Here is a 17,981-nt window from a genome sequence, read left to right on the forward strand (position 1 = left end):
TTCCTTTAGCATGACGAATCCATATCGCCGGCACGGCCGCGACGGCTTGCACACTGAAACTCGAGTGCGGAACGCTCCACGATCGAGCGCGCGTGGCTCGCGCTCGCCACCGGACCGGCCGCATCGGTCGCCACGACATCGAACCAGTACCGTTCGCCGTCGAACGTCCGGAACGTCGCGGTGACGAAAACCGGGACGTCCGATCGCGTCGGCACCAGATGCGTGAAATGCGTCATGCGGCCGATCGACCACTCATCGCTCCGCACTCGGTCGCACATCGCGTCGACGCATGCGGCTTCCACGAGGCCCATCAAGGCGGACATGGACAGCACGTCGGGATCGCACGGCGCTGCGCCGCGGCGACAACGCTCGCGTGGCTGCGGCGTCTCCATCGCTTTCGAGACCGTCGCACGTTTCGCTGGCATCGGGCGGACTCCTCCGGTTCATTTGCGCTCTAGTACTGCAAAGCCCGTGCCAAGCTTCAACTAACCCGCGAACCCTTGTCCGGCGGGCATGCGCGGTCAGCACGGCAGAACGCCGTATTCGATTTGAACGGAAAGATTACTTACGGTCGGAAGATAAATTGACTGTGACGGGCGAGCATGCCGGAAGCGCTCCGGAAACCATCCGGCCCCGAAATACTGCCTTCCCTTCCATAAGGCAGCGCCTATCAACCCCATTGGCGTCAGTGCCTTCCATGAATATCGTCAATTTCCGATATATGATTCGACCATCGACGATACCTCGTCAGCACCGGCTCACCTGACCGAATGCCCGACCACCCGCCCTTTCCATGCCGACCGAACTCGACATCGACGCGATCCTGAAAGCGCTCTCGAACCCCGTGCGCCGGGAAATCCTCGTCTGGCTGAAAACGCCCGACGCGCATTTCCCGGCGCAGACGCTGCCGTACGACCACGGCGTCTGCGCGGGCCAGATCGACGCGCGCTGCGGGCTGTCGCAGTCGACCGTCTCCGCGCACCTCGCGACGCTGCAGCGCGCGGGGCTCGTGACGTCGACGCGGATCGGGCAGTGGGCGTTCTTCCGGCGCAACGAGGCCGTCATCGACGCATTTCACGACGCGCTGCGCCGCGAACTCTAGCCACCGGCCGAATCGGCCATACGGGTATCGGCCGTGTGCCCGGCACCGGCTCTCCCGTTTTTCGTGAAGAGGTTATCTGCCATGCCCACCCTGTTCGATCCCGTTACCCTCGGCGACCTGAACCTGCCGAACCGCGTCGTGATGGCGCCGCTCACCCGTGCCCGCGCAAGCGCCGGGCGCGTCCCGAACGACCTGATGGCCCGCTATTACGCCGAACGCGCGTCGGCCGGCCTCATCATCAGCGAAGCGACGTCGGTCACGCCGCAGGGCGTCGGCTACGCGGACACGCCGGGCATCTGGTCCGACGAGCAGGTCGAAGGCTGGAAGCGCGTGACCCAAGCCGTGCACGCGGCCGGCGGCCGCATCGTGCTGCAGCTCTGGCACGTCGGCCGGATTTCCGACCCGGTGTTCCTGGACGGCGACCTGCCGGTCGCGCCGAGTGCGATCGCCGCGGGCGGCAACGTGAGCCTCGTGCGCCCGCCGCGTCCGTTCGTGACGCCGCGCGCGCTCGAACTCGATGAAATTCCGGGCATCGTCGCCGCATACCGCAAGGGCGCGGAGAACGCCAAGCAGGCCGGCTTCGACGGCGTCGAGATCCACGGCGCGAACGGCTACCTGCTCGACCAGTTCCTGCAGGACAGCACCAACCACCGCACCGATGCATACGGCGGCCCGATCGAAAATCGCGCGCGCCTGCTGCTCGAAGTGGTCGACGCGGCCATCGACGTGTGGGGCGCGGGCCGTGTCGGCGTGCACCTCGCACCGCGCGGCGACGCACACACGATGGGCGATTCCGATCCGGCCGCGACGTTCGGTTATGTCGCGCGCGAGCTCGGCCGCCGCAAGATCGCGTTCATCTTCACGCGCGAATCGTATTCGGGCGACCATCTGAGCCCGCGTCTGAAGGAAGCGTTCGGCGGCCCGCTGATCGCGAACGAGCAGTTCACGCTGGAATCCGCGCAGGCAACGCTCGCGAGCGGCAACGCCGACGCGATCGCATGGGGCAAGCTGTTCATCGCGAACCCCGACCTGCCGCGCCGCCTCGAACTCGACGCCCCGTTGAACAAGCCGGTGCCGGAGACGTTCTACGCGGAAGGCGAAACGGGCTACACCGACTACCCGGCGCTCAGCGACGCGGCCTGACGGCCGGCTCCCCGTTCATGCGCGCACGTCCGCGCGCATGAACACGCGCTGCGTCTCGTCGAGCCCGCGGGCAACGTGGTGCGCGCGGATCGCGCGCAGCGTGTCGTCGAGCGATGCATCGTCGACGATGCGAAAGCCGAGGCGCGCGTAGTACGGCGCATTCCACGGTGCGTCGCGAAACGTCGACAGCACGATCTGCGCGATGCCGTCCTGCGCCGCGCACGCGACGATCTGCTCGATCAGGCGTGCGCCGATCCGCTGCCCGGCATGCGACGGCGCGACATCCAGTTCCTCGAGATACAGCCGCTGCGCATCGAGCAGCCGGTAGAACGCGAAGCCGACGCACACGCCCGCTTCATCGGTTGCGACATACGCGCGGCCGCCGTCGATGCGCACGAGCACGTCGGCCGCATCGGTCGGCTCGCCGTCGGCGATGTCGGCCATGCCGATGTCGCGAAAGCGCTGTGCGGCGGCGACTTCCACTGCGGCCATGGCGGCCGCGTCTTCGCGCGTGGCGCGGCGAATCCGGATCGATGCTGTCATCACGACGAGGTAGAGGTAGGCAGGCGGGAACGGCCGTCACTATAATCGAAACTTCATATCTTTCGAACGCCCCTTCCACGAGGTTCGCCATGACGCTGTCCGCGCTCGCCGTGTTCGCCATCGCCCTGCTCGTCACCGCCGGCACGCCCGGCCCGAGCGTCGCCGCGCTCGTCGCGCGCGTGCTGACGAACGGCGTGCGAGACGTGCTGCCGTTCCTCGCCGCGATGTGGATCGGCGAAGCGCTGTGGCTCACGCTCGCGGTGGCCGGACTGTCCGCGTTTGCGCGCACGTTCGAGACGGGCTTGCTCGTGCTGAAGCTGCTCGGCGTCGCGTACCTGCTGTTCCTCGCGTGGAAGATGTGGACCGCGCCGACCGACACGCAGGCCGACGACCTGCCGCGCGGCCAGTCGCCGTGGCGCATGTTCGTCGCGGGTACGCTGGTCACGCTCGGCAACCCGAAGATCATGCTGTTCTATCTGGCGCTGCTGCCGACGATCGTCGATCTGACGCATGTCGGCGTGCTCGCATGGGCCGAGCTGGTCGGCACGATGCTCGCCGTTCTGATTCTCGCCGACTGCTTCTGGTCGCTGCTCGCCGTGCGCGCGCGGGCTTTTCTGACGTCGGCGCGTGCGAAACGGATCGCGAACCGCACGAGCGCGACCGCGATGGCCGGTGCGGCGGTGGCGATCGCGACGCGGTGAGTCGGTTGAGGCGCCGTTTCTCGGGCACAAGCCGAAAGAAAGCCTTGTGGCGGAAGGCAGCCAACTCCAACCACCGCTCGCGGAGACGCGCCAGGCAAGACTCCCTCGATCGTAGATGGCTTCCGACCCACGATCCTACCCATACTTGTCCGGCTGCAATCCAATATTGGCCTCAATGCCTTGCCGGCAAAGCGACCTCCGGGCAAATTCCCGGCAACGTGCGTCCAAAGTTGCCCTCGCGATCACCTGGGTGACGGTTCCGGCCCGTGCAGCGCCCTTCAGGGCGGAGCATGCGACCCGGAGGAAGATCGAGAAGACGAGGGATCAGATCGAACAATCGACTCTTGCTTCGAGTCGAAAGACCGACACTGCCACTTTCAGATTTGACGCCTGCTCATCGAGCGACTGCGCCGCTGCGGCCGCCTGCTCGACGAGCGCCGCGTTATGCTGCGTTACCTCGTCCAGTTGCGAGACCGCCTGATGAACTTGCTCGATACCACGGCTTTGCTCGTCAGACGCAGCGGATATTTCGCCGACGATATCCGACACCCGCTTGATGGCCGTGCCCACATCGCTCATCGTCCCCCCGACATCGCCGGCCTGCTTTACGCCGTCCTGAACCATCGCAACGGACGACAGGATCAGTGCCTTGATTTCCTTCGCGGCAGTCGCAGCGCGTTGTGCCAGGCCGCGCACTTCGCTCGCTACGACAGCGAAACCGCGACCTTGGCTACCCGCTCGCGCTGCCTCTACTGCCGCGTTGAGCGCAAGGAGATTGGTCTGAAACGCGACGCCTTCAATCAAGCTGGTTATCTCCGACATCTGCACCGATTGCTTATTTATCTCCTTGATGATACGGATCATTTCCGCTACCGCCTCGTTACCCGAATCGGCCAGCCCGGACGCGTGGAGCGCGAGCGAATTGGCCTGCCGTGCGTTGTCCGCATTCTGCTTCACGGTCTCCGTGAGTTGAGCCATGCTCGCGGCCGTCTCTTCGAGAGACGCAGCCTGCTCCTCGGTGCGGGCCGATAATTCGTTGTTGCCCAGGGCGATCTCGCGACTGGTAAAGGTCACGCTTTCGGCATGGTGGCGAACGCTTTCAATCACGCGCCGCAAGCCCGCCTGCATTTCGCCCATCGAGACAATGAGGCTGCCGGCGGGCGCACCTCGAACCGGCACCGGGCACGACAAATCGCCTTGCGCGACCGCACTTGTAACATCACGGGCCTCCGACGGCTCCACGCCCAACTCACGCCGCAAACTACGCGTCAACACAACGCCGATCCCCGCGATGGCGATGAGGCACATCATCAGAACCGCCGCCAACACGAGCTTCGATCGCTCGAAGTCTGCTGCGCTGCTCGACTTCAGCTCAGCATTGCGTGCGCGCTGGAACTCGATGAAACGCGAGATCGTGTCCTGCAGTGCCTGCATGGATGGGGCCGCCCGGCTGACCAGCCACTGCCCCGCGGCTTCGTGCTGCCCCTGCTTCGCGAGCGTAACGAACTGGTCGAAGTCGGCGACGGTGCGTTTGTCGTTCGTCTCGAATATGGCGTCGACCAGCTTACTCGCTTCGGCCGAACCTCGATTCAGCACGCGCAGCGTTTCGCGATCGCGCATGAATTGCTGTTTTGCCGCATAACCGCGCTTGACCAACGCCTCTATCGCATCGCCATCCGTCACCAGCAATACCGTCTTTATGGAATCCACGCCGATATAGACCTGACGTGACAGATTCTCAGCCAACGCGAGCTTGACGTCTCCGTCATCCACGAGCTCGCTGATCCTGGCGTTCGCTTCTCTGAGCTGGCTCAAGGATACGAGTCCTCCTGTCACAAACAACATCATCAGCGCACCAAACGCCAATGTCAGGCGCGTACGCATCTTCAACCTGCCGATTTTCATGAGCTTGCCTCGGTCGATATATTCCATTGTTTCCATGAGACGGCCCGGACCAACGGACAAGTCCGGTCGCAGTCGTTGCACCGGCCTCGCTCGATGAGGCGCCGCCGGCACATCCGCCCTTGCAGATCGTTCAAAAGGTTCACCGCAAGTCACCATGCTTAACGGGTTGCCGTGACCGCTTCTGCAGCCGGTTCCTGCATTCGTCGTCCGGTTACTGCAACTACGGTCGAAGTCCGCGCCGCTCGCATTGTCGGCAAGTCATTCGCTCCCGATCTTCGCCGAGCCAGCCACACTATCCGGTTCCTGCGTATGGCATCCGGCAAGCGCCAGAAATTGAGGGGGCGGGATTCCAGGTACCGACTGCCGGCGGTAATCTCGTTTCAGTCACTAAAACCACGCTTCGATGACGACGATGATCCCGGACAACATTCATAGTTATCGGCAGACCGACGGCCATGGCCTGCCGCACGATCCCATTCCCGCCATTCTCGGGCCTCGTCCGATCGGCTGGATCTCCACTCAGGACGCGCATGACAAGCTGAATCTCGCGCCATACAGCTTCTTCAATATCTTCAACTATCGACCGCCGCTGGTGGCGTTTTCGAGTGTCGGCAAGAAAGACACGGTCAGAAATGCGGAAACAATGGGGGAATTCGTCTATAACCTGGCTACGCGCAAATTGGCGGAGAAAGTCAATCACACGAGCATCGAAGCGTTGCCGCATATCGACGAATTCGAACTGGCGGGTCTCACGCCTGCGCCATCAATGATCGTGGCGGCCCCGCGCGTGGCCGAAAGCCCGGTCGCACTCGAATGTGTGGTCACGCACGTGCAGCAACTCTCGTCCATCGACTCCGGGCTTCTGGACACGTGGATGGTAATAGGAGAAGTCGTCGCCGTTCATATCGATCGCGCGTTGCTGCGCGACGGCATCTACGATACCGCGCTCGCGCAACCGATCTTGCGCGGCGGCGGGCCGGCGGACTATTTCGAAGTCCTTCCCGCCGGGAAATTTTCGATGTATCGCCCTAAATGAGCGTGTCGACAGGGATCAGACCGGCGGACGATGCCGGTCGATCAGCTCGCGGAGGATTTCCTTGAGGGAATCGATCTTCTGCACACTGAAGGGCTTCAGCAACGCGCGCTCATGCGCTTCGGCCTGAGCGATCAGACCCGTCACGAGCCGCCGCCCATTGCGGGTGACCTTGACGAGGGTATATCGCCGGTCGTCACGGCTGGTCGAACGCTCCACGTGCCCTTGCGCCTCGAGGCGCAGCAACAGCCGCGTTACCGTAGGCTGCTTGCTGACCGTCGTTTGCGCCAAGGCCGAGATGGTCATCGGACCGTTGCTCGCGAGCGTGGACAACACCCGCCATTCGAGTACGGAAAGGCCATGCCGTTCCACCACGGCATGGAACTCCGTCGAGACAAGGTGCCACGCCTGGCCCAACAGGGCCGGCAAGTAGTTGTCGACAAACGCTTTGGTCTTCGTCATTCCCCTTGCCGCCTCTTCGTCTTCAAGAAACAGCAAGGATTCTACCTCGCTCTCCGAAGGCGAAGAGGGATCGCCGGCCCAGCCCCGCACGATCAGAACTTGCCCGAAAGTAACGAACCGAAGCCCGGCACCGCGGTATTCAGCCGGAGGCGCTTCAGCATCATGAACGTGGTTGCCACCGATGAGGATACGACCGGCAGACCGACCCGGTCCTCGATGAGCTGAATGGATCCCAGCGACGGCATCTGCACGCATGCCGATGCCACGACAGCGTCGACTCCCGTCGTCTTCAACCGCTTCGTGATTTCGACGGGGGCCAGCGGATCCTGGCGTCCGACCTCCAGATTGTCGGGAATCTCCAACGAGATGCTGTCGACGACTTCAATGCCCTCGCTCTCGATGTAGTCGATCACCAGTCGCGTCAACGGCTTCATGTACGGCGCAAGAATCGAAACCTTCTTCGCACCGATCGCGTGCAGGCCGTCCACCAGGGCGCCGGCACTCGTCACGACCGGTGCCGGCGCGCCGTTCTCGACGGTACGTCCATGCAAGCGGTGCTCCGATACCCGGTGGTATCCATGCCCCATGCTCATGATCGCGACGAGGCAGGCATAACCCAGGACATCGACCTGCGCGTCCGACAGTTCCAGCGCGCAGCGGTCGCTGTCCGCATCCATGGCGGCCAGTTCCTCCTTGGTCACGTGCTTCATCCGCATCCGGCTGGAATGGAACGTGAACCGCTCCGGCTGAAATGCCTCGCGTGCGCGCAGAATCGCAGGAATCTCCGTTTCCATCGTCGTGTTCGACGACGGCACGATCTGGCCAACGCGATATGGTCGATTGTTACTCAAGACTGTGTCTCCTGATTCAGTTCGATTGCCGTTTCAACGGGAACCGCGGTCGGGTCCGTCGCCGGCAGATCGTCGAAGCGCGCGGCCTGCAATGGACGACGATTGACGTGCAGGTCAAATACGTCGAACCGGTTGTAGTGGCCGGTAATGTCGTGCATCTGGCGCGGTTGAATGCAGCGTGACAGATCGATATCCGCGTACACGATGCCCTCGTCGTCGATGAGCGGCTCGCCGATCACGCGACCGTCCGGTCCGAGAACGCCCGAGAACGCGCTGTTCCGGCGCGACAGCATCTCGCGCGCCTGCGGACGAGACGCAGCCATCGCTTCGATGATCTCCTCCGAAATCGTCGAGCACGAGACGATCGTGAACAGTTTGCCCTCGAAGCAATGCGCCGCGGAACGGACCTTGATCGCTTCGGCCATGTCGTAATCGGCCGGTGCAACCGGTAGCGAAATGTAGCTCGCGACATGCACGAGTTCGCCTTGCGCCAGCAACGCGAAACGTGCGAGCGTGTTCGTGTTCTCGCCGCATGCGAGCGCGCCGAGCGGGCCGATACTTGTCTCGTGCACGCGGAGCCCGGCGCCGTCGCCCGGCGCCCAGGTCAGCTTCTCGGCCCAGGTGGGTACGAGCTTGCGATGGCGACCGAGAATGCGGCCATCATCGCCAATGGTCACGACCGTGTTGTACAGCGTCCCGATGCCGTACCGGTTGCGCTCGTTGACGCCAATCACGACGTTGATGCGATGCCGTGCCGCGGTCTGCGAGATTTTCGCGATCTCGGGCCCCGGCAATTCGATCGCCGAGCGCGCCAGTTTCTCGAACCACGGACTGCCCTCGACCGGATTCATGATCCAGCTCCAGTAAGGGTAGCCCGCGACGAAAACCTCCGGAAAGGCCACCAGGCGCGCGCCATTGTCGGCCACTTCCTCGATCAGCCGACATACTTTTGCAACGGTTGCATCCGTTTCCAGAAAGACCGGTGCCGCTTGCACCGCGGCGACCTTGAATTTAGGAAGTTCAAGCATTTTCGAATCCCTCCGATTTCCGTCTTCCGTCGACTCACTCGCCCTGAACCTTGCGGGCCCGCGGTACACCGCCGACTGCCACCACCGGGTGCCGCAGCTCGCCGATTTTCTCCAGGCGGGCTTCGATGATGTCGCCAGGCCAGACCCATTCCTGCGGATTGCGGCCTGCACCCACGCCTTCCGGCGTGCCGGTCGCGATGATGTCGCCCGGTTCCAGCGTAATGCCTGCGCTGATGTCCGCGATCAACGCAGGCACCTTGAACAGCATGTGGCGGGTATTCGAGCTCTGTTTGGTCACCCCGTTGACCGTCAGGCCGAGATCGAGCACGTGCGGATCCGGAATTTCGTCCGCCGTGACGATGACCGGCCCGAAAGGCGCGTAGGTGTCCTGCCCCTTCGAGTAGATCCACTGCCCCGCACGACGGCAATCGCGCGCGCTCATGTCGATCAGCAGGCTGTAGCCGAACACGTAGTCCAACGCGTCACCTTCATCGACACGCTTTGCGCGAGTACCGATAATCACCGCGAGTTCGACTTCCCAGTCGAGTTGCTTCGTAATGGCCTCGTTATGCTCGATCGCATCGTCCGGCCCGATCACCGTGGTCGGCGGCTTGCTGAAGATGACCGGTTGCTTCGGCAATTCCTTGGAGGTGTCCAGCGTGCGGCTCGATTCCGCGACATGCTCGACGTAGTTCAGACCGATGCCGAAGATGTTTTTCCGCGGGCGCGGAATCGGCGCGAGCAGCTTGACGTTCGCGAGCGGCGCGGCACTGCCGAGCGGCCAATTGCCTTCGAATTCGTCAAGCAGCGAAGTCGTCAGCGTCACGGCATGCGGCCCGAGGTCGATGAAATCGAGCATGTTGTCCGGCAGCGCATGGCCGACATGTGCGCCAAAATGCGCCAGATCAATCACGGTATCGCCGACGATGGCCCCGAGACGGGATGCCGCATTCACGTTTGCACGATAGGTAACGAGTTTCATAATCCAGATTCCAGAAAGATGTAAGGTCGTTGCGAGTTGCCGCAGTGATATCCGCTCAGTTCACCGGTTGGTGACCGCCGTTCTCGGCCAGCGCCTCCTCTCGATACAGTCCGAGTTTCTCCATCACCGGCAGATCGCTGAAGCAGAACAGACACGTGTCTTCGGTCGTGCTGGTATTGACGTGCTCGTGCCACGACCACGACGGCACGCAGAAAATATCGCGCTCGTTCCAGTCGAACCGGTGTCCATTGATGATCGAGTACCCCTGGCCCTTGGCAACCTGATAGAGAAAGCTGCCGGTGTGTCGATGTGCTTTACCGACGAATCCCGGACGCAATAGCTGCATGCTCGCGCCGATCGTCGACATGACATGACCGCCGGTCACCGGATTGGTGTAGTGCATCAGCAGCCCGTCGAACGGACTCCCGTCGCTGACCTTCGCATAGCGCTGCAATGCCTCGTAGGTCGGTTCCCACTGATACTTGAAAAGCGGCGAGTAGGGTTTGCGCCAGCCAGCGTCCTGGGGACGCAAGCCGGGTGCGCCCCACAGGGCGACGGAGTCGTCGACGGGATAGGTAATCGCCTGGTGGAGGTCCGGATGGACGGCATAAAAGCCCGCTTCGAGTGCATTGACGAGCGGAATATCGAGACCGTCCTGCCAGATGCAAGGCAGCCCGTCCGACTCCACGCCGTGTTCGTGCCACGTGCCGTTCGGTGTCAGCACGAAATCGTTGGCTCCGAGGGTCATCTTGTGGCCGTCGACGATCGTGTAAGCGCCGGCGCCTTCCATGATGAAACGAAGCGCGGACGAAGAATGGGCGTGCGCGGACGCAATTTCGCCCGGATGCATCACCTGCAACCCCGAATACAGCCAGCCCACGGCCGCCGAGACATCCTGGCGTCCCGGGTTATCGAGGTAAATGACACGTCGCCCCGCCTTTTCCGGCGTCACGAGTTCCACCGAGCGAAGCACATGTTCCCGCAAGTCGCGGTAGCGCCAGAGCACCGGCAGCGACTCCGACTTCGGCTGCCACGGCTCGATCTTGTTGGCCACGGTCCACAACGCGCCCGTTTTCATGCTGGCCAGTTGCTGGTAGTAGGCGACAAGCTCCGGCGTGTCCTCGACGTCGGCGCGTCCGGCGGTATGTTCGCGATGCTGGTCATATACGGTCTTTGTCACGACATGATCTCCTTGTCTCGATCGGATGGGCGTCCGATATCAGGTCCGGTTGCGCGCATGACTGCGCTCGAGCTGGTCCTTGCCTGTCAGATAGGCGGCCGGCCAGTCAACGTTGCTCCATCCTTGCTTCGCACATTCATGCAGCAGCCAGGCCGGGTTCGCCAGGTAGGCGCGCGACAGCGCACAGAGATCCGCGCGCCCGGACGCGACGATTCCGTTGATCTGGTCCGCCTCGGTGATCGCACCCACCGCGATCGTCGGCACACCGGCTTCGTTGCGGATACGATCGGCCATCGGTGTCTGATACATCCGCCCATACACCGGCTTCTGATCCGGCGTGACTTCACCCGACGACACATCGATCAGATCCGCACCGCCAAGATGCAGGCGCTTCGCGATTTCCACGGCCTCGTCGACCGTCGTTCCGCCTTCCGCCCAATCGGTGCTAGAAATGCGCACGGAAATCGGCAGATCCGCCGGCCATGCGTCGCGCACCGCAGCCAGGACTTCCAGCGGAAAGCGCAGGCGATTGTCGAGTGAGCCGCCATATTCGTCGTCGCGGCGATTCGTCAGCGGCGAGATGAAGCTGGACAGCAAACAGCCATGAGCCGCCTGGATCTCGATCCAGTCAAAGCCGGCCACCGCGGCGCGGCGCGCCGCATCCGCGAACTGATCCCGAATTCGAATCAGATCGTCGCGGCTGGCCTCACTCGGAACGTGCGATATGCCAGGCAAGTACGGAAGCGCGCTTGCGGAAACGAGCGGCCAGTTGCCTGCGACGAGCGGACGGTCCGGCTCTTCCCAACCCAGTTGAGTCGAGCCTCGCCGGCCCGCGTGATTCAACTGGACACCGATTCGCGCATCGCTGTGCGCATGCACGAATTCGGTAATGCGCTTCCATGCCTGAACCTGCCCGTCATTCCACAAGCCCGGGCATCCCGGCGTCATGCGCCCGTCCGCCGACACCGCGGTGGCCTCCGTGAACAGCAGCCCCGCGCCGCCGAGTGCGCGGCTGCCGAGGTGAACCATGTGAAACGCGTCGGGGATGCCATCGCGGCTCATATACAGCAGCGTCGGCGACACGACGACACGATTCTTCAACGTCACCCCGCGCACGGCATACGGCGCAAGCAACGGCGGGCGCGGCAGGTTGCCTGGCGCGGTCGGTGCACCCGCGCGCGCCGCGAGCCAGTTCTCGTATTGGGCAAGCCACTCCGGATCGCGCAACCGCAGGTTTTCGTGAGAAATGCGCTGCGAACGGGTAAGCAGCGAATAGGCGAACTGCTCGGGCTCGAGCGCCGCGTAGCGCGCCACGTTCTCGAACCATTCCGTCGAATTGCGCGCTGCGTTCTGGATCTTCAGCACTTCGACGCCGCGCACATCCTCATAGTGCGCCAGCCCCTCGCGAAGATCGCCATACCTGCCCTTCAGCGTGTTGCACAATTCGATGGCGTCTTCGAGCGCGAGTTTCGTGCCGGAGCCAATCGAAAAGTGCGCGGTATGCGCGGCATCGCCCATCAGCACGACCGGGACGTCACGCCCTGCTTCGCCGTCCGGTTTGCTCCACTGAACCCACCTTTCGCAGATCACACGCGGGAATCGAATCCAGATCGCCGAGCCGCGCAGGTGCGACGCATTCGAAATCAACCGCTCTCCCTGCAGCCACGGTGCAAAAATCCGTTCGCAGAACGCAATCCCCTCTACCTGGGACATCTCGTCGATGCCGGCCGCATGCCATGCCTCGTCGGTCGTCTCGACGATGAACGTCGAGCGGCCTTCCTCGAAACGGTATGCATGTGCCTGAAACCATCCGTATTCGGTCTGAACGAAGATGAACGTGAACGCGTCGAAGATCTTGCTCGTTCCGAGCCAGACGAAGCGGCAGCGACGTTGGTCGATGTCGGGCCGATACGTGTCCGCATAGCGTGTTCGGATCGGGCTGTTGATCCCGTCCGACGCAATCACGAGATCCGCGCCGTACTCCTTCGCGACGGCTTGATCATCCTTGATCTCGGTTTCGAAGACCAGCCGTACGCCCACCTCCTCGCACCGGGCTTGCAGGATGTTGAGGAGCTTCTTGCGGCCGATCCCGATGAAGCCGTGCCCGCCGCTACGGACCACCTGGTCCTTGACGTGGATATCGATGTCGTCCCAGCGACTGAACTCGTCGGCGATTTTCTGCGCGGATACCGGATCGGCTTCGCGAAGATTGTCCAGCGTCGCATCCGAGAAAACGACACCCCATCCGAACGTGTCGTACGGACGGTTCCGTTCGATCACGACGACTTCGTTGTCCGGATCCTGCAATTTCATAAGTAGACCAAAATACAATCCAGCGGGTCCCCCGCCGATACAGACGATTTTCACAATTGTCTCCTTTACTCGTTGACGGGCTCCGAGCTCAGTGCCCGACGCAGCATGTCTGGAATGTCGATCGCCTGATGCGTGTCGAGCGAGGTCGAAACCAGCACCTGCGTCACGCTCATTCGAATTTCGCCTTCGCTGCCGATACAAGCGAGCGACAACGTCAGCGACTTTCCGCCAAGCCGCAGCACTTCGAGGCTTAGCTCGACATCGTCTCCCATGCGGCTGATCGCGCGAAAATCTGCTTCGAGACGAACGGTGGGCAAACCGAAACGCTGCTTGCCGATATATCCCGCGAACCCCTCCGGCAGCAGACCATCGATCCACGCCTCAAGCAAGTTGTTGAACATCACGAAATACTGCGGATAGAACACGATGCCGGCCGGATCGCATTCGGCAAAGCGGATTCGATGCTTTTGTGTCAGCTTGCGTGGATTCATCGTGTCTGTCCTCCGGTAGAAAGTGCGTGACGCTCGATGCACGCGCGCAGCGCGTTGCCGTGTTCGTCTGCCAGTGCCGCGTCGCGGAGTTCGCGCAACGTGGCCGGCTTCATCGAAGCCGAATGACGATCGACGACCGCCATCAAGGTCTCGTAGTTGCGCAGCCCCCTTGCATGCGTATCGCCATACCCCTTCACCAACCGCTGGCACTGCGCCGTTTCGAGCGCGAGCGCCGGGTCGGTTGCCGCCAACGCGCGAACGCGCGCGAGCCACGTCTCGATACGCTGGTTCTCGAGTGCGAAGCGCAGCGTGACGCGACGCCAGCGACGCCAGCGCGCCAGCAGATACAACATCAGGAACCCGCCGAGCGAACTCGTGCTGACCACACGCCCTTCCCGGGCGAACCGCCCGACGAAACGGTGCATCGCGTGCGGGCGCAACAACCATCGACCCAGCGCGGCCGGCAGTGTCTCGGCGATTTCCTCGACGCGCGGGTGCATGAACTCGTTGATTTGCAGAATCTGATCCGTCTTCGCCCGCACTTCGCCGCGTACACGCTCGAAACGACTGGCACGCGTCTTCAGGTCGGCCACGCGAATCGTGTCCTCGTATGACATCCAGAGCGCCAGATGCCGCGCCGCTTCTCCCAACAGCTTGGTATCGCTTCCGCCAGACGTTGCGCGCAGCGTATCGAGACGATCCAGGTACAACCCGGCGTACGCGACATCCTGATAGTCGATCAGGCGGCGAACGCCTTCGATCGCGAGCGTCGATGCATCGCAGGGGTAACGGCGCGCCCGTTCGACCAGCGCCGCAACCGCCTGGTGACGGGGAGTTGCGAGTTCGGCTGCCGCCAAGGAGACGGCCGGCGGCGCCTCCGCGTGGTCCTGCCGAGCCCGCTTGAAACCGGCATCGAATGCCTTGAGGCTGGGCTTGACGCCCACCCCGCCACGCTCAATGGTCGCCTCGAACTGTTCGCGCGAAAACGGCAGCACGTCGGCAGCACACAGCGCACCGAACAGCACGGCGCTAATGACGCTGCCGGTTCGCTCGGCCACGTCGGCCATGTTGAAATGCACGAATCGCTTCGCCGCGCGCCGGGATTGACGCACGAGAGTATCGCTGTCGACGCGACCGTCTCCCATCGCAGCCTTCTCCCCGATCGAGTAGACGCGATGGCTCGATGCAACGAGCGTCGTCCGGTCCGCCGTCACGATGCCGCGCTGCACCGCACGCCCCGCTTCCATCAGTTCCGAGGCCAGCACGATGTCGACGTCACCCGGCATCGGCATCAGCGCAAGGACCGGCGTACGCGGCACCGCAGCGTCTGCACCCGGAAACATCTCGACGTAGTAGATCGTCGCGCCGGTGCGCTGCGCCACGCCGGGCACCGACGTTGTCTGGGCGAAATAGCCATTTGCCTCTCCCAGATCGACGATCCAGTCGGCAAGCACGCCGCCGCCCTCACCGCCCATGGCGAGAATGGCGATCTTGATCGGCTCAGCATTCATTCCTGATTTCCTCTTGAAGCAACGACGGGTGCCGGCACCCGCCTGACTCGTGTGTAGCCCGGCTTGCAGGGCCATTGCACTGACGGCGACGGGTCAGAACGCATATCGGGCACGACGCCGTGCGTCGCCGTTCTGCAGCCAGCCGATCACCGTTCCGCGCACCCGTTGACGCAAGCGATCCATACGGGTCGGATTACTGACGATCTCCGCTCGGTAGAACGACGGGCAAAGCACTGCCGCATGCGAAACCTCGCCGCACAGACCGCATCCGACGCAGCTGTCCATCACGGTCGCGACAGGATCGCGTCGCAACGGGTCCGGATTCTCGCGGATCGACAGCGACGGGCAGCCCGACAGGCGAATACACGAATGGTCGCCGGTGCAGGTATCAGGATCGACACCAAACCGCTCCCGCACCACGCGCTCGCCGGCCGCGATGGCCTTGCGCACTTTCGGCTTCTCGCGGCGCTGCTTGTTGAGCATGCATTCGCTTTGCGCGATCAGCACCTTCGGCCCCTTGACCGTTGTGGTGAGCGCCTCCCGCAACGTCGCGGTCATCGTTTTCAGGTCATAAGTGCGCTTGATGGTGCGAACCCACTCGACCCCGACGCCTTTGACGGCCTTCTCGATCGCATGCCCGGTGCTTCGGGTCGGATTGAGCGCGGCTGACGACAGGATGTCCTGTCCGCCGGTCGCAGACGTGTAGCTGTTGTCGATGATGACGGTCAGGTTGTCGCTGCGGTTGAAAACCGAATTCGCGACGCCGCTGGTGAGGCCGTTGTGCCAGAAGCCGCCATCGCCCATCACCGAAATCGCGCGCTTGCCGGACGGCGCGTTCAGCGCGGCGGCGCCCGCACCGCCCAGGCCATATCCCATCGTCGTATTGCCGAGGTTGAACGGTGGCAAGATCGAAAAGAGATGGCATCCGATATCGGCGCTGACGTGGTGCGGGCCCAATTCGCGCTCGACGAGCTTCATCGCGGTAAAGATCGGCCGCTCGGGACAACCGGTACAAAACCCCGGGGGACGAGCGTGAACCTCGCGATCCAGCGCACCCGGCTCGTCGACGTCGCTTCCGTCGGCCGTGTCCGCAAGCGCAACCGCCTTCGCATCGGACGGTGAATCCACCAGCGCCGGCACAAGCGGGATGACACGCCGCACCGGTACCTGAACCGGCTTCGGCTCGACGACCCCGTATCGCTCGAGGAACGCACGCACACCCGCGAGCACCGTCGCCGTGTTGTATTCGCCGGCCATCGGCAGCAGGTCCTTGCCGTGCAGCGCGGTATCGACGCCAAGTTGACGCAGGATGTTCGCCACGTTCTGCTCGACGAAGTTCGGCTGCCCTTCCTCAAGCACCAGAATGGCGCGCTTGCCTTGGCAGAACCGCTCGAATTCCGCGTCGACGAGCGGATAAGCGACATTCATCACGTACAGCGGGATCTTCGATTCGCCATAGACGTCGGCCAGGCCGAGCTTCTCGAGCGCACGGATCAGCGTGTTGTAGTTGCCGCCTTGCAGCGCGATCCCGACGTCGGCCGCGCCATCAGCGAAAAATTCGTTGAGCTGACGCTCCTGGATGAAACGGATCGCGGCGGGCCAGCGTGCCTCCACTTTTTCCTTTTCGTGCAAAAAGCTGGCCGGCGGCAGGACGATACGGCTGAGATCGCGTGTGGGATTGTCGAGTGCATCCTTGACCGTAAATGCGGGGCGGCGATTTTCCGATGTGACGAACTGACCATGCACGTGACACGAGCGGATCCGCATCTGCAACATGACCGGCGTGCTACTCGCTTCCGACAGATCGAATCCGTCCTTGACCGCCTGCACGATGCACGGCAGGTTCGGGCGCGGATCGAGCAACCACATTTGCGACTTCATCGCAAATGCATGGCTGCGCTCCTGCATGATCGACGAACCTTCGCCATAGTCTTCGCCGACGATGATGAGCGCACCGCCCAGCACGCCGCCGGACGCCAGGTTGGCGAGCGCATCCGACGCGACGTTGGTACCGACCGTCGCCTTGAACGTAACGGCGCCGCGCAGCGGGTAGTTGACGGACGCAGCCAGCGTCGCGGCGGCCGTGGCTTCGCTCGCGCTGTTCTCGAAGCGGATCCCGTACTCACCGAGAATATCCTGCGCATCGGCAAGGACGTCCATCAGATGCGAGATCGGCGCTCCCTGGTAGCCCGCCACGTACCCGACACCCGATTCCAGCAGCGCCTTGGTCACGGCGAGAATCCCCTCGCCGCTGAACAGCTCGCCCGCACCCAGACGCAACTTCTTCACCTCTTGCACAAACGATCGCTCGGCCATTGCCTTCCTCAATGTGGTTCGTACGGCACGCAGTGCCCATGGACCTCACTTTCGTTCGCCACACCCCCTCCGTCAATACATGAATAATCATGTACTTTCACTTTCCGCAGGCCCCGGATATCCATTGCAGAAACGGGATATCCGACGCATTTCAGGGCGGGGTTTTCCTGCGTTTCGGCAGCGTATAGGTGGAAGTACTATTCTTCTGACAACCCATTCCCGATGGCGTCACGCGATCGTGACGCGCCCGTTCCGGACTTCGATCTTCGGGTGCAACGAACGGCCGCCGCGGCGCTTGCAACATCGGGATGGGAAGCGGTTCTTGCATGACATTTCATGCGAGTCGGCAAGCATATTCCGGTCCGCCCCCGACAAGATCACGGTTCAGCGAAACGACCTGCGCTTGTCGACATGCCGGCT

16 protein-coding genes are annotated in these 17,981 nt (G+C 62.9%); 4 read left to right on the plus strand and 12 right to left on the minus strand.

The genetic code is table 11. The annotated features are described in order from the left end of the window. Nucleotides 1–5: 5 nt before the first annotated feature. The gene (locus tag DCN14_RS10075; RefSeq protein WP_239007789.1) at nucleotides 6–392 is read right to left on the minus strand and encodes a thioesterase; all 387 of its coding nucleotides are present in this window, start codon (nucleotides 390–392) and stop codon (nucleotides 6–8) included. Between the two features lie 401 nt (nucleotides 393–793). Here DCN14_RS10075 and DCN14_RS10080 point away from each other — a divergent pair, with 401 nt between their 5' ends. Together DCN14_RS10080 and DCN14_RS10085 are read left to right on the plus strand one after the other, a co-directional pair. Continuing rightward, on the plus strand, nucleotides 794–1,102 hold the full coding sequence (locus DCN14_RS10080; RefSeq protein ID WP_096501324.1) for a helix-turn-helix transcriptional regulator: 309 nt from the start codon (nucleotides 794–796) through the stop codon (nucleotides 1,100–1,102). 81 nt (nucleotides 1,103–1,183) lie between these two features. Further along, nucleotides 1,184–2,245 carry an alkene reductase gene (locus DCN14_RS10085; protein ID WP_096501326.1) on the plus strand — a complete coding sequence of 354 codons (1,062 nt, stop codon included), beginning with the start codon at nucleotides 1,184–1,186 and terminating at the stop codon, nucleotides 2,243–2,245. Between the two features lie 15 nt (nucleotides 2,246–2,260). Here DCN14_RS10085 and DCN14_RS10090 read toward each other — a convergent pair whose 3' ends face one another. After that, nucleotides 2,261–2,788 (minus strand): GNAT family N-acetyltransferase, encoded by a 528-nt coding sequence (locus tag DCN14_RS10090; RefSeq protein WP_096501328.1) that lies wholly within the window; start codon nucleotides 2,786–2,788, stop codon nucleotides 2,261–2,263. A gap of 89 nt (nucleotides 2,789–2,877) precedes the next feature. On the opposite strand from DCN14_RS10090, the gene DCN14_RS10095 reads away from it, so the two are divergent. After that, complete coding sequence (locus tag DCN14_RS10095) at nucleotides 2,878–3,489, plus strand: LysE family translocator (RefSeq protein WP_096501330.1); 612 nt, start codon at nucleotides 2,878–2,880, stop codon at nucleotides 3,487–3,489. Between the two features lie 324 nt (nucleotides 3,490–3,813). Here DCN14_RS10095 and DCN14_RS10100 read toward each other — a convergent pair whose 3' ends face one another. Further along, on the minus strand, nucleotides 3,814–5,421 hold the full coding sequence (locus DCN14_RS10100; protein ID WP_162826187.1) for a methyl-accepting chemotaxis protein: 1,608 nt from the start codon (nucleotides 5,419–5,421) through the stop codon (nucleotides 3,814–3,816). 385 nt (nucleotides 5,422–5,806) lie between these two features. On the opposite strand from DCN14_RS10100, the gene DCN14_RS10105 reads away from it, so the two are divergent. Beyond that, a complete protein-coding gene (locus DCN14_RS10105; RefSeq protein ID WP_096501533.1) occupies nucleotides 5,807–6,430 on the plus strand; it encodes a flavin reductase family protein in 624 nt (207 codons plus the stop codon). Between the two features lie 15 nt (nucleotides 6,431–6,445). On the opposite strand, the gene DCN14_RS10110 is transcribed toward DCN14_RS10105, so the two are convergent. From DCN14_RS10110 to DCN14_RS10150, 9 genes are all read right to left on the minus strand, one after another. Then, nucleotides 6,446–6,889 carry a MarR family transcriptional regulator gene (locus DCN14_RS10110; RefSeq protein WP_096501334.1) on the minus strand — a complete coding sequence of 148 codons (444 nt, stop codon included), beginning with the start codon at nucleotides 6,887–6,889 and terminating at the stop codon, nucleotides 6,446–6,448. 92 nt (nucleotides 6,890–6,981) lie between these two features. Next, the gene (locus tag DCN14_RS10115; protein WP_275896811.1) at nucleotides 6,982–7,740 is read right to left on the minus strand and encodes an Asp/Glu racemase; all 759 of its coding nucleotides are present in this window, start codon (nucleotides 7,738–7,740) and stop codon (nucleotides 6,982–6,984) included. Beyond that, nucleotides 7,737–8,768, minus strand: coding sequence for a carbon-nitrogen hydrolase family protein (locus tag DCN14_RS10120; protein WP_096501336.1), 1,032 nt, complete (start codon nucleotides 8,766–8,768; stop codon nucleotides 7,737–7,739). Before DCN14_RS10120 ends, DCN14_RS10115 begins: the two co-directional genes overlap by 4 nt. A 34-nt stretch (nucleotides 8,769–8,802) precedes the next feature. Beyond that, the gene (locus DCN14_RS10125) at nucleotides 8,803–9,750 is read right to left on the minus strand and encodes a fumarylacetoacetate hydrolase family protein (protein ID WP_096501338.1); all 948 of its coding nucleotides are present in this window, start codon (nucleotides 9,748–9,750) and stop codon (nucleotides 8,803–8,805) included. Between the two features lie 55 nt (nucleotides 9,751–9,805). Beyond that, complete coding sequence (locus DCN14_RS10130) at nucleotides 9,806–10,930, minus strand: cupin domain-containing protein (RefSeq protein WP_096501340.1); 1,125 nt, start codon at nucleotides 10,928–10,930, stop codon at nucleotides 9,806–9,808. 39 nt (nucleotides 10,931–10,969) lie between these two features. Continuing rightward, nucleotides 10,970–13,297 carry a bifunctional salicylyl-CoA 5-hydroxylase/oxidoreductase gene (locus DCN14_RS10135; RefSeq protein WP_096501342.1) on the minus strand — a complete coding sequence of 776 codons (2,328 nt, stop codon included), beginning with the start codon at nucleotides 13,295–13,297 and terminating at the stop codon, nucleotides 10,970–10,972. An 11-nt stretch (nucleotides 13,298–13,308) separates the two neighbouring features. Continuing rightward, on the minus strand, nucleotides 13,309–13,734 hold the full coding sequence (locus DCN14_RS10140; protein ID WP_096501344.1) for a thioesterase family protein: 426 nt from the start codon (nucleotides 13,732–13,734) through the stop codon (nucleotides 13,309–13,311). Beyond that, nucleotides 13,731–15,245: an indolepyruvate oxidoreductase subunit beta family protein gene (locus DCN14_RS10145; RefSeq protein ID WP_096501346.1), complete on the minus strand. Its 1,515-nt coding sequence runs from the start codon at nucleotides 15,243–15,245 to the stop codon at nucleotides 13,731–13,733. The genes DCN14_RS10140 and DCN14_RS10145 overlap by 4 nt, the downstream gene beginning before the upstream one ends. A gap of 93 nt (nucleotides 15,246–15,338) precedes the next feature. Next, complete coding sequence (locus DCN14_RS10150; RefSeq protein WP_096501348.1) at nucleotides 15,339–17,561, minus strand: indolepyruvate ferredoxin oxidoreductase subunit alpha; 2,223 nt, start codon at nucleotides 17,559–17,561, stop codon at nucleotides 15,339–15,341. Nucleotides 17,562–17,981 lie beyond the last annotated feature (420 nt).

This window comes from Burkholderia sp. IDO3 (assembly GCF_003366075.1).
GTDB lineage: Bacteria > Pseudomonadota > Gammaproteobacteria > Burkholderiales > Burkholderiaceae > Burkholderia > Burkholderia anthina.

Bases quoted from the DNA above. Each gene is read 5' to 3' on its own strand.
- DCN14_RS10075 (WP_239007789.1), bottom strand. From the start codon at position 392: ATGGAGACGCCGCAGCCACGCGAGCGTTGTCGCCGCGGCGCAGCGCCG.
- DCN14_RS10080 (WP_096501324.1), top strand. From the start codon at position 794: ATGCCGACCGAACTCGACATCGACGCGATCCTGAAAGCGCTCTCGAAC.
- DCN14_RS10085 (WP_096501326.1), top strand. From the start codon at position 1,184: ATGCCCACCCTGTTCGATCCCGTTACCCTCGGCGACCTGAACCTGCCG.
- DCN14_RS10090 (WP_096501328.1), bottom strand. From the start codon at position 2,788: ATGACAGCATCGATCCGGATTCGCCGCGCCACGCGCGAAGACGCGGCC.
- DCN14_RS10095 (WP_096501330.1), top strand. From the start codon at position 2,878: ATGACGCTGTCCGCGCTCGCCGTGTTCGCCATCGCCCTGCTCGTCACC.
- DCN14_RS10100 (WP_162826187.1), bottom strand. From the start codon at position 5,421: ATGGAATATATCGACCGAGGCAAGCTCATGAAAATCGGCAGGTTGAAG.
- DCN14_RS10105 (WP_096501533.1), top strand. From the start codon at position 5,807: ATGATCCCGGACAACATTCATAGTTATCGGCAGACCGACGGCCATGGC.
- DCN14_RS10110 (WP_096501334.1), bottom strand. From the start codon at position 6,889: ATGACGAAGACCAAAGCGTTTGTCGACAACTACTTGCCGGCCCTGTTG.
- DCN14_RS10120 (WP_096501336.1), bottom strand. From the start codon at position 8,768: ATGCTTGAACTTCCTAAATTCAAGGTCGCCGCGGTGCAAGCGGCACCG.
- DCN14_RS10125 (WP_096501338.1), bottom strand. From the start codon at position 9,750: ATGAAACTCGTTACCTATCGTGCAAACGTGAATGCGGCATCCCGTCTC.
- DCN14_RS10140 (WP_096501344.1), bottom strand. From the start codon at position 13,734: ATGAATCCACGCAAGCTGACACAAAAGCATCGAATCCGCTTTGCCGAA.
- DCN14_RS10145 (WP_096501346.1), bottom strand. From the start codon at position 15,245: ATGAATGCTGAGCCGATCAAGATCGCCATTCTCGCCATGGGCGGTGAG.
- DCN14_RS10150 (WP_096501348.1), bottom strand. From the start codon at position 17,561: ATGGCCGAGCGATCGTTTGTGCAAGAGGTGAAGAAGTTGCGTCTGGGT.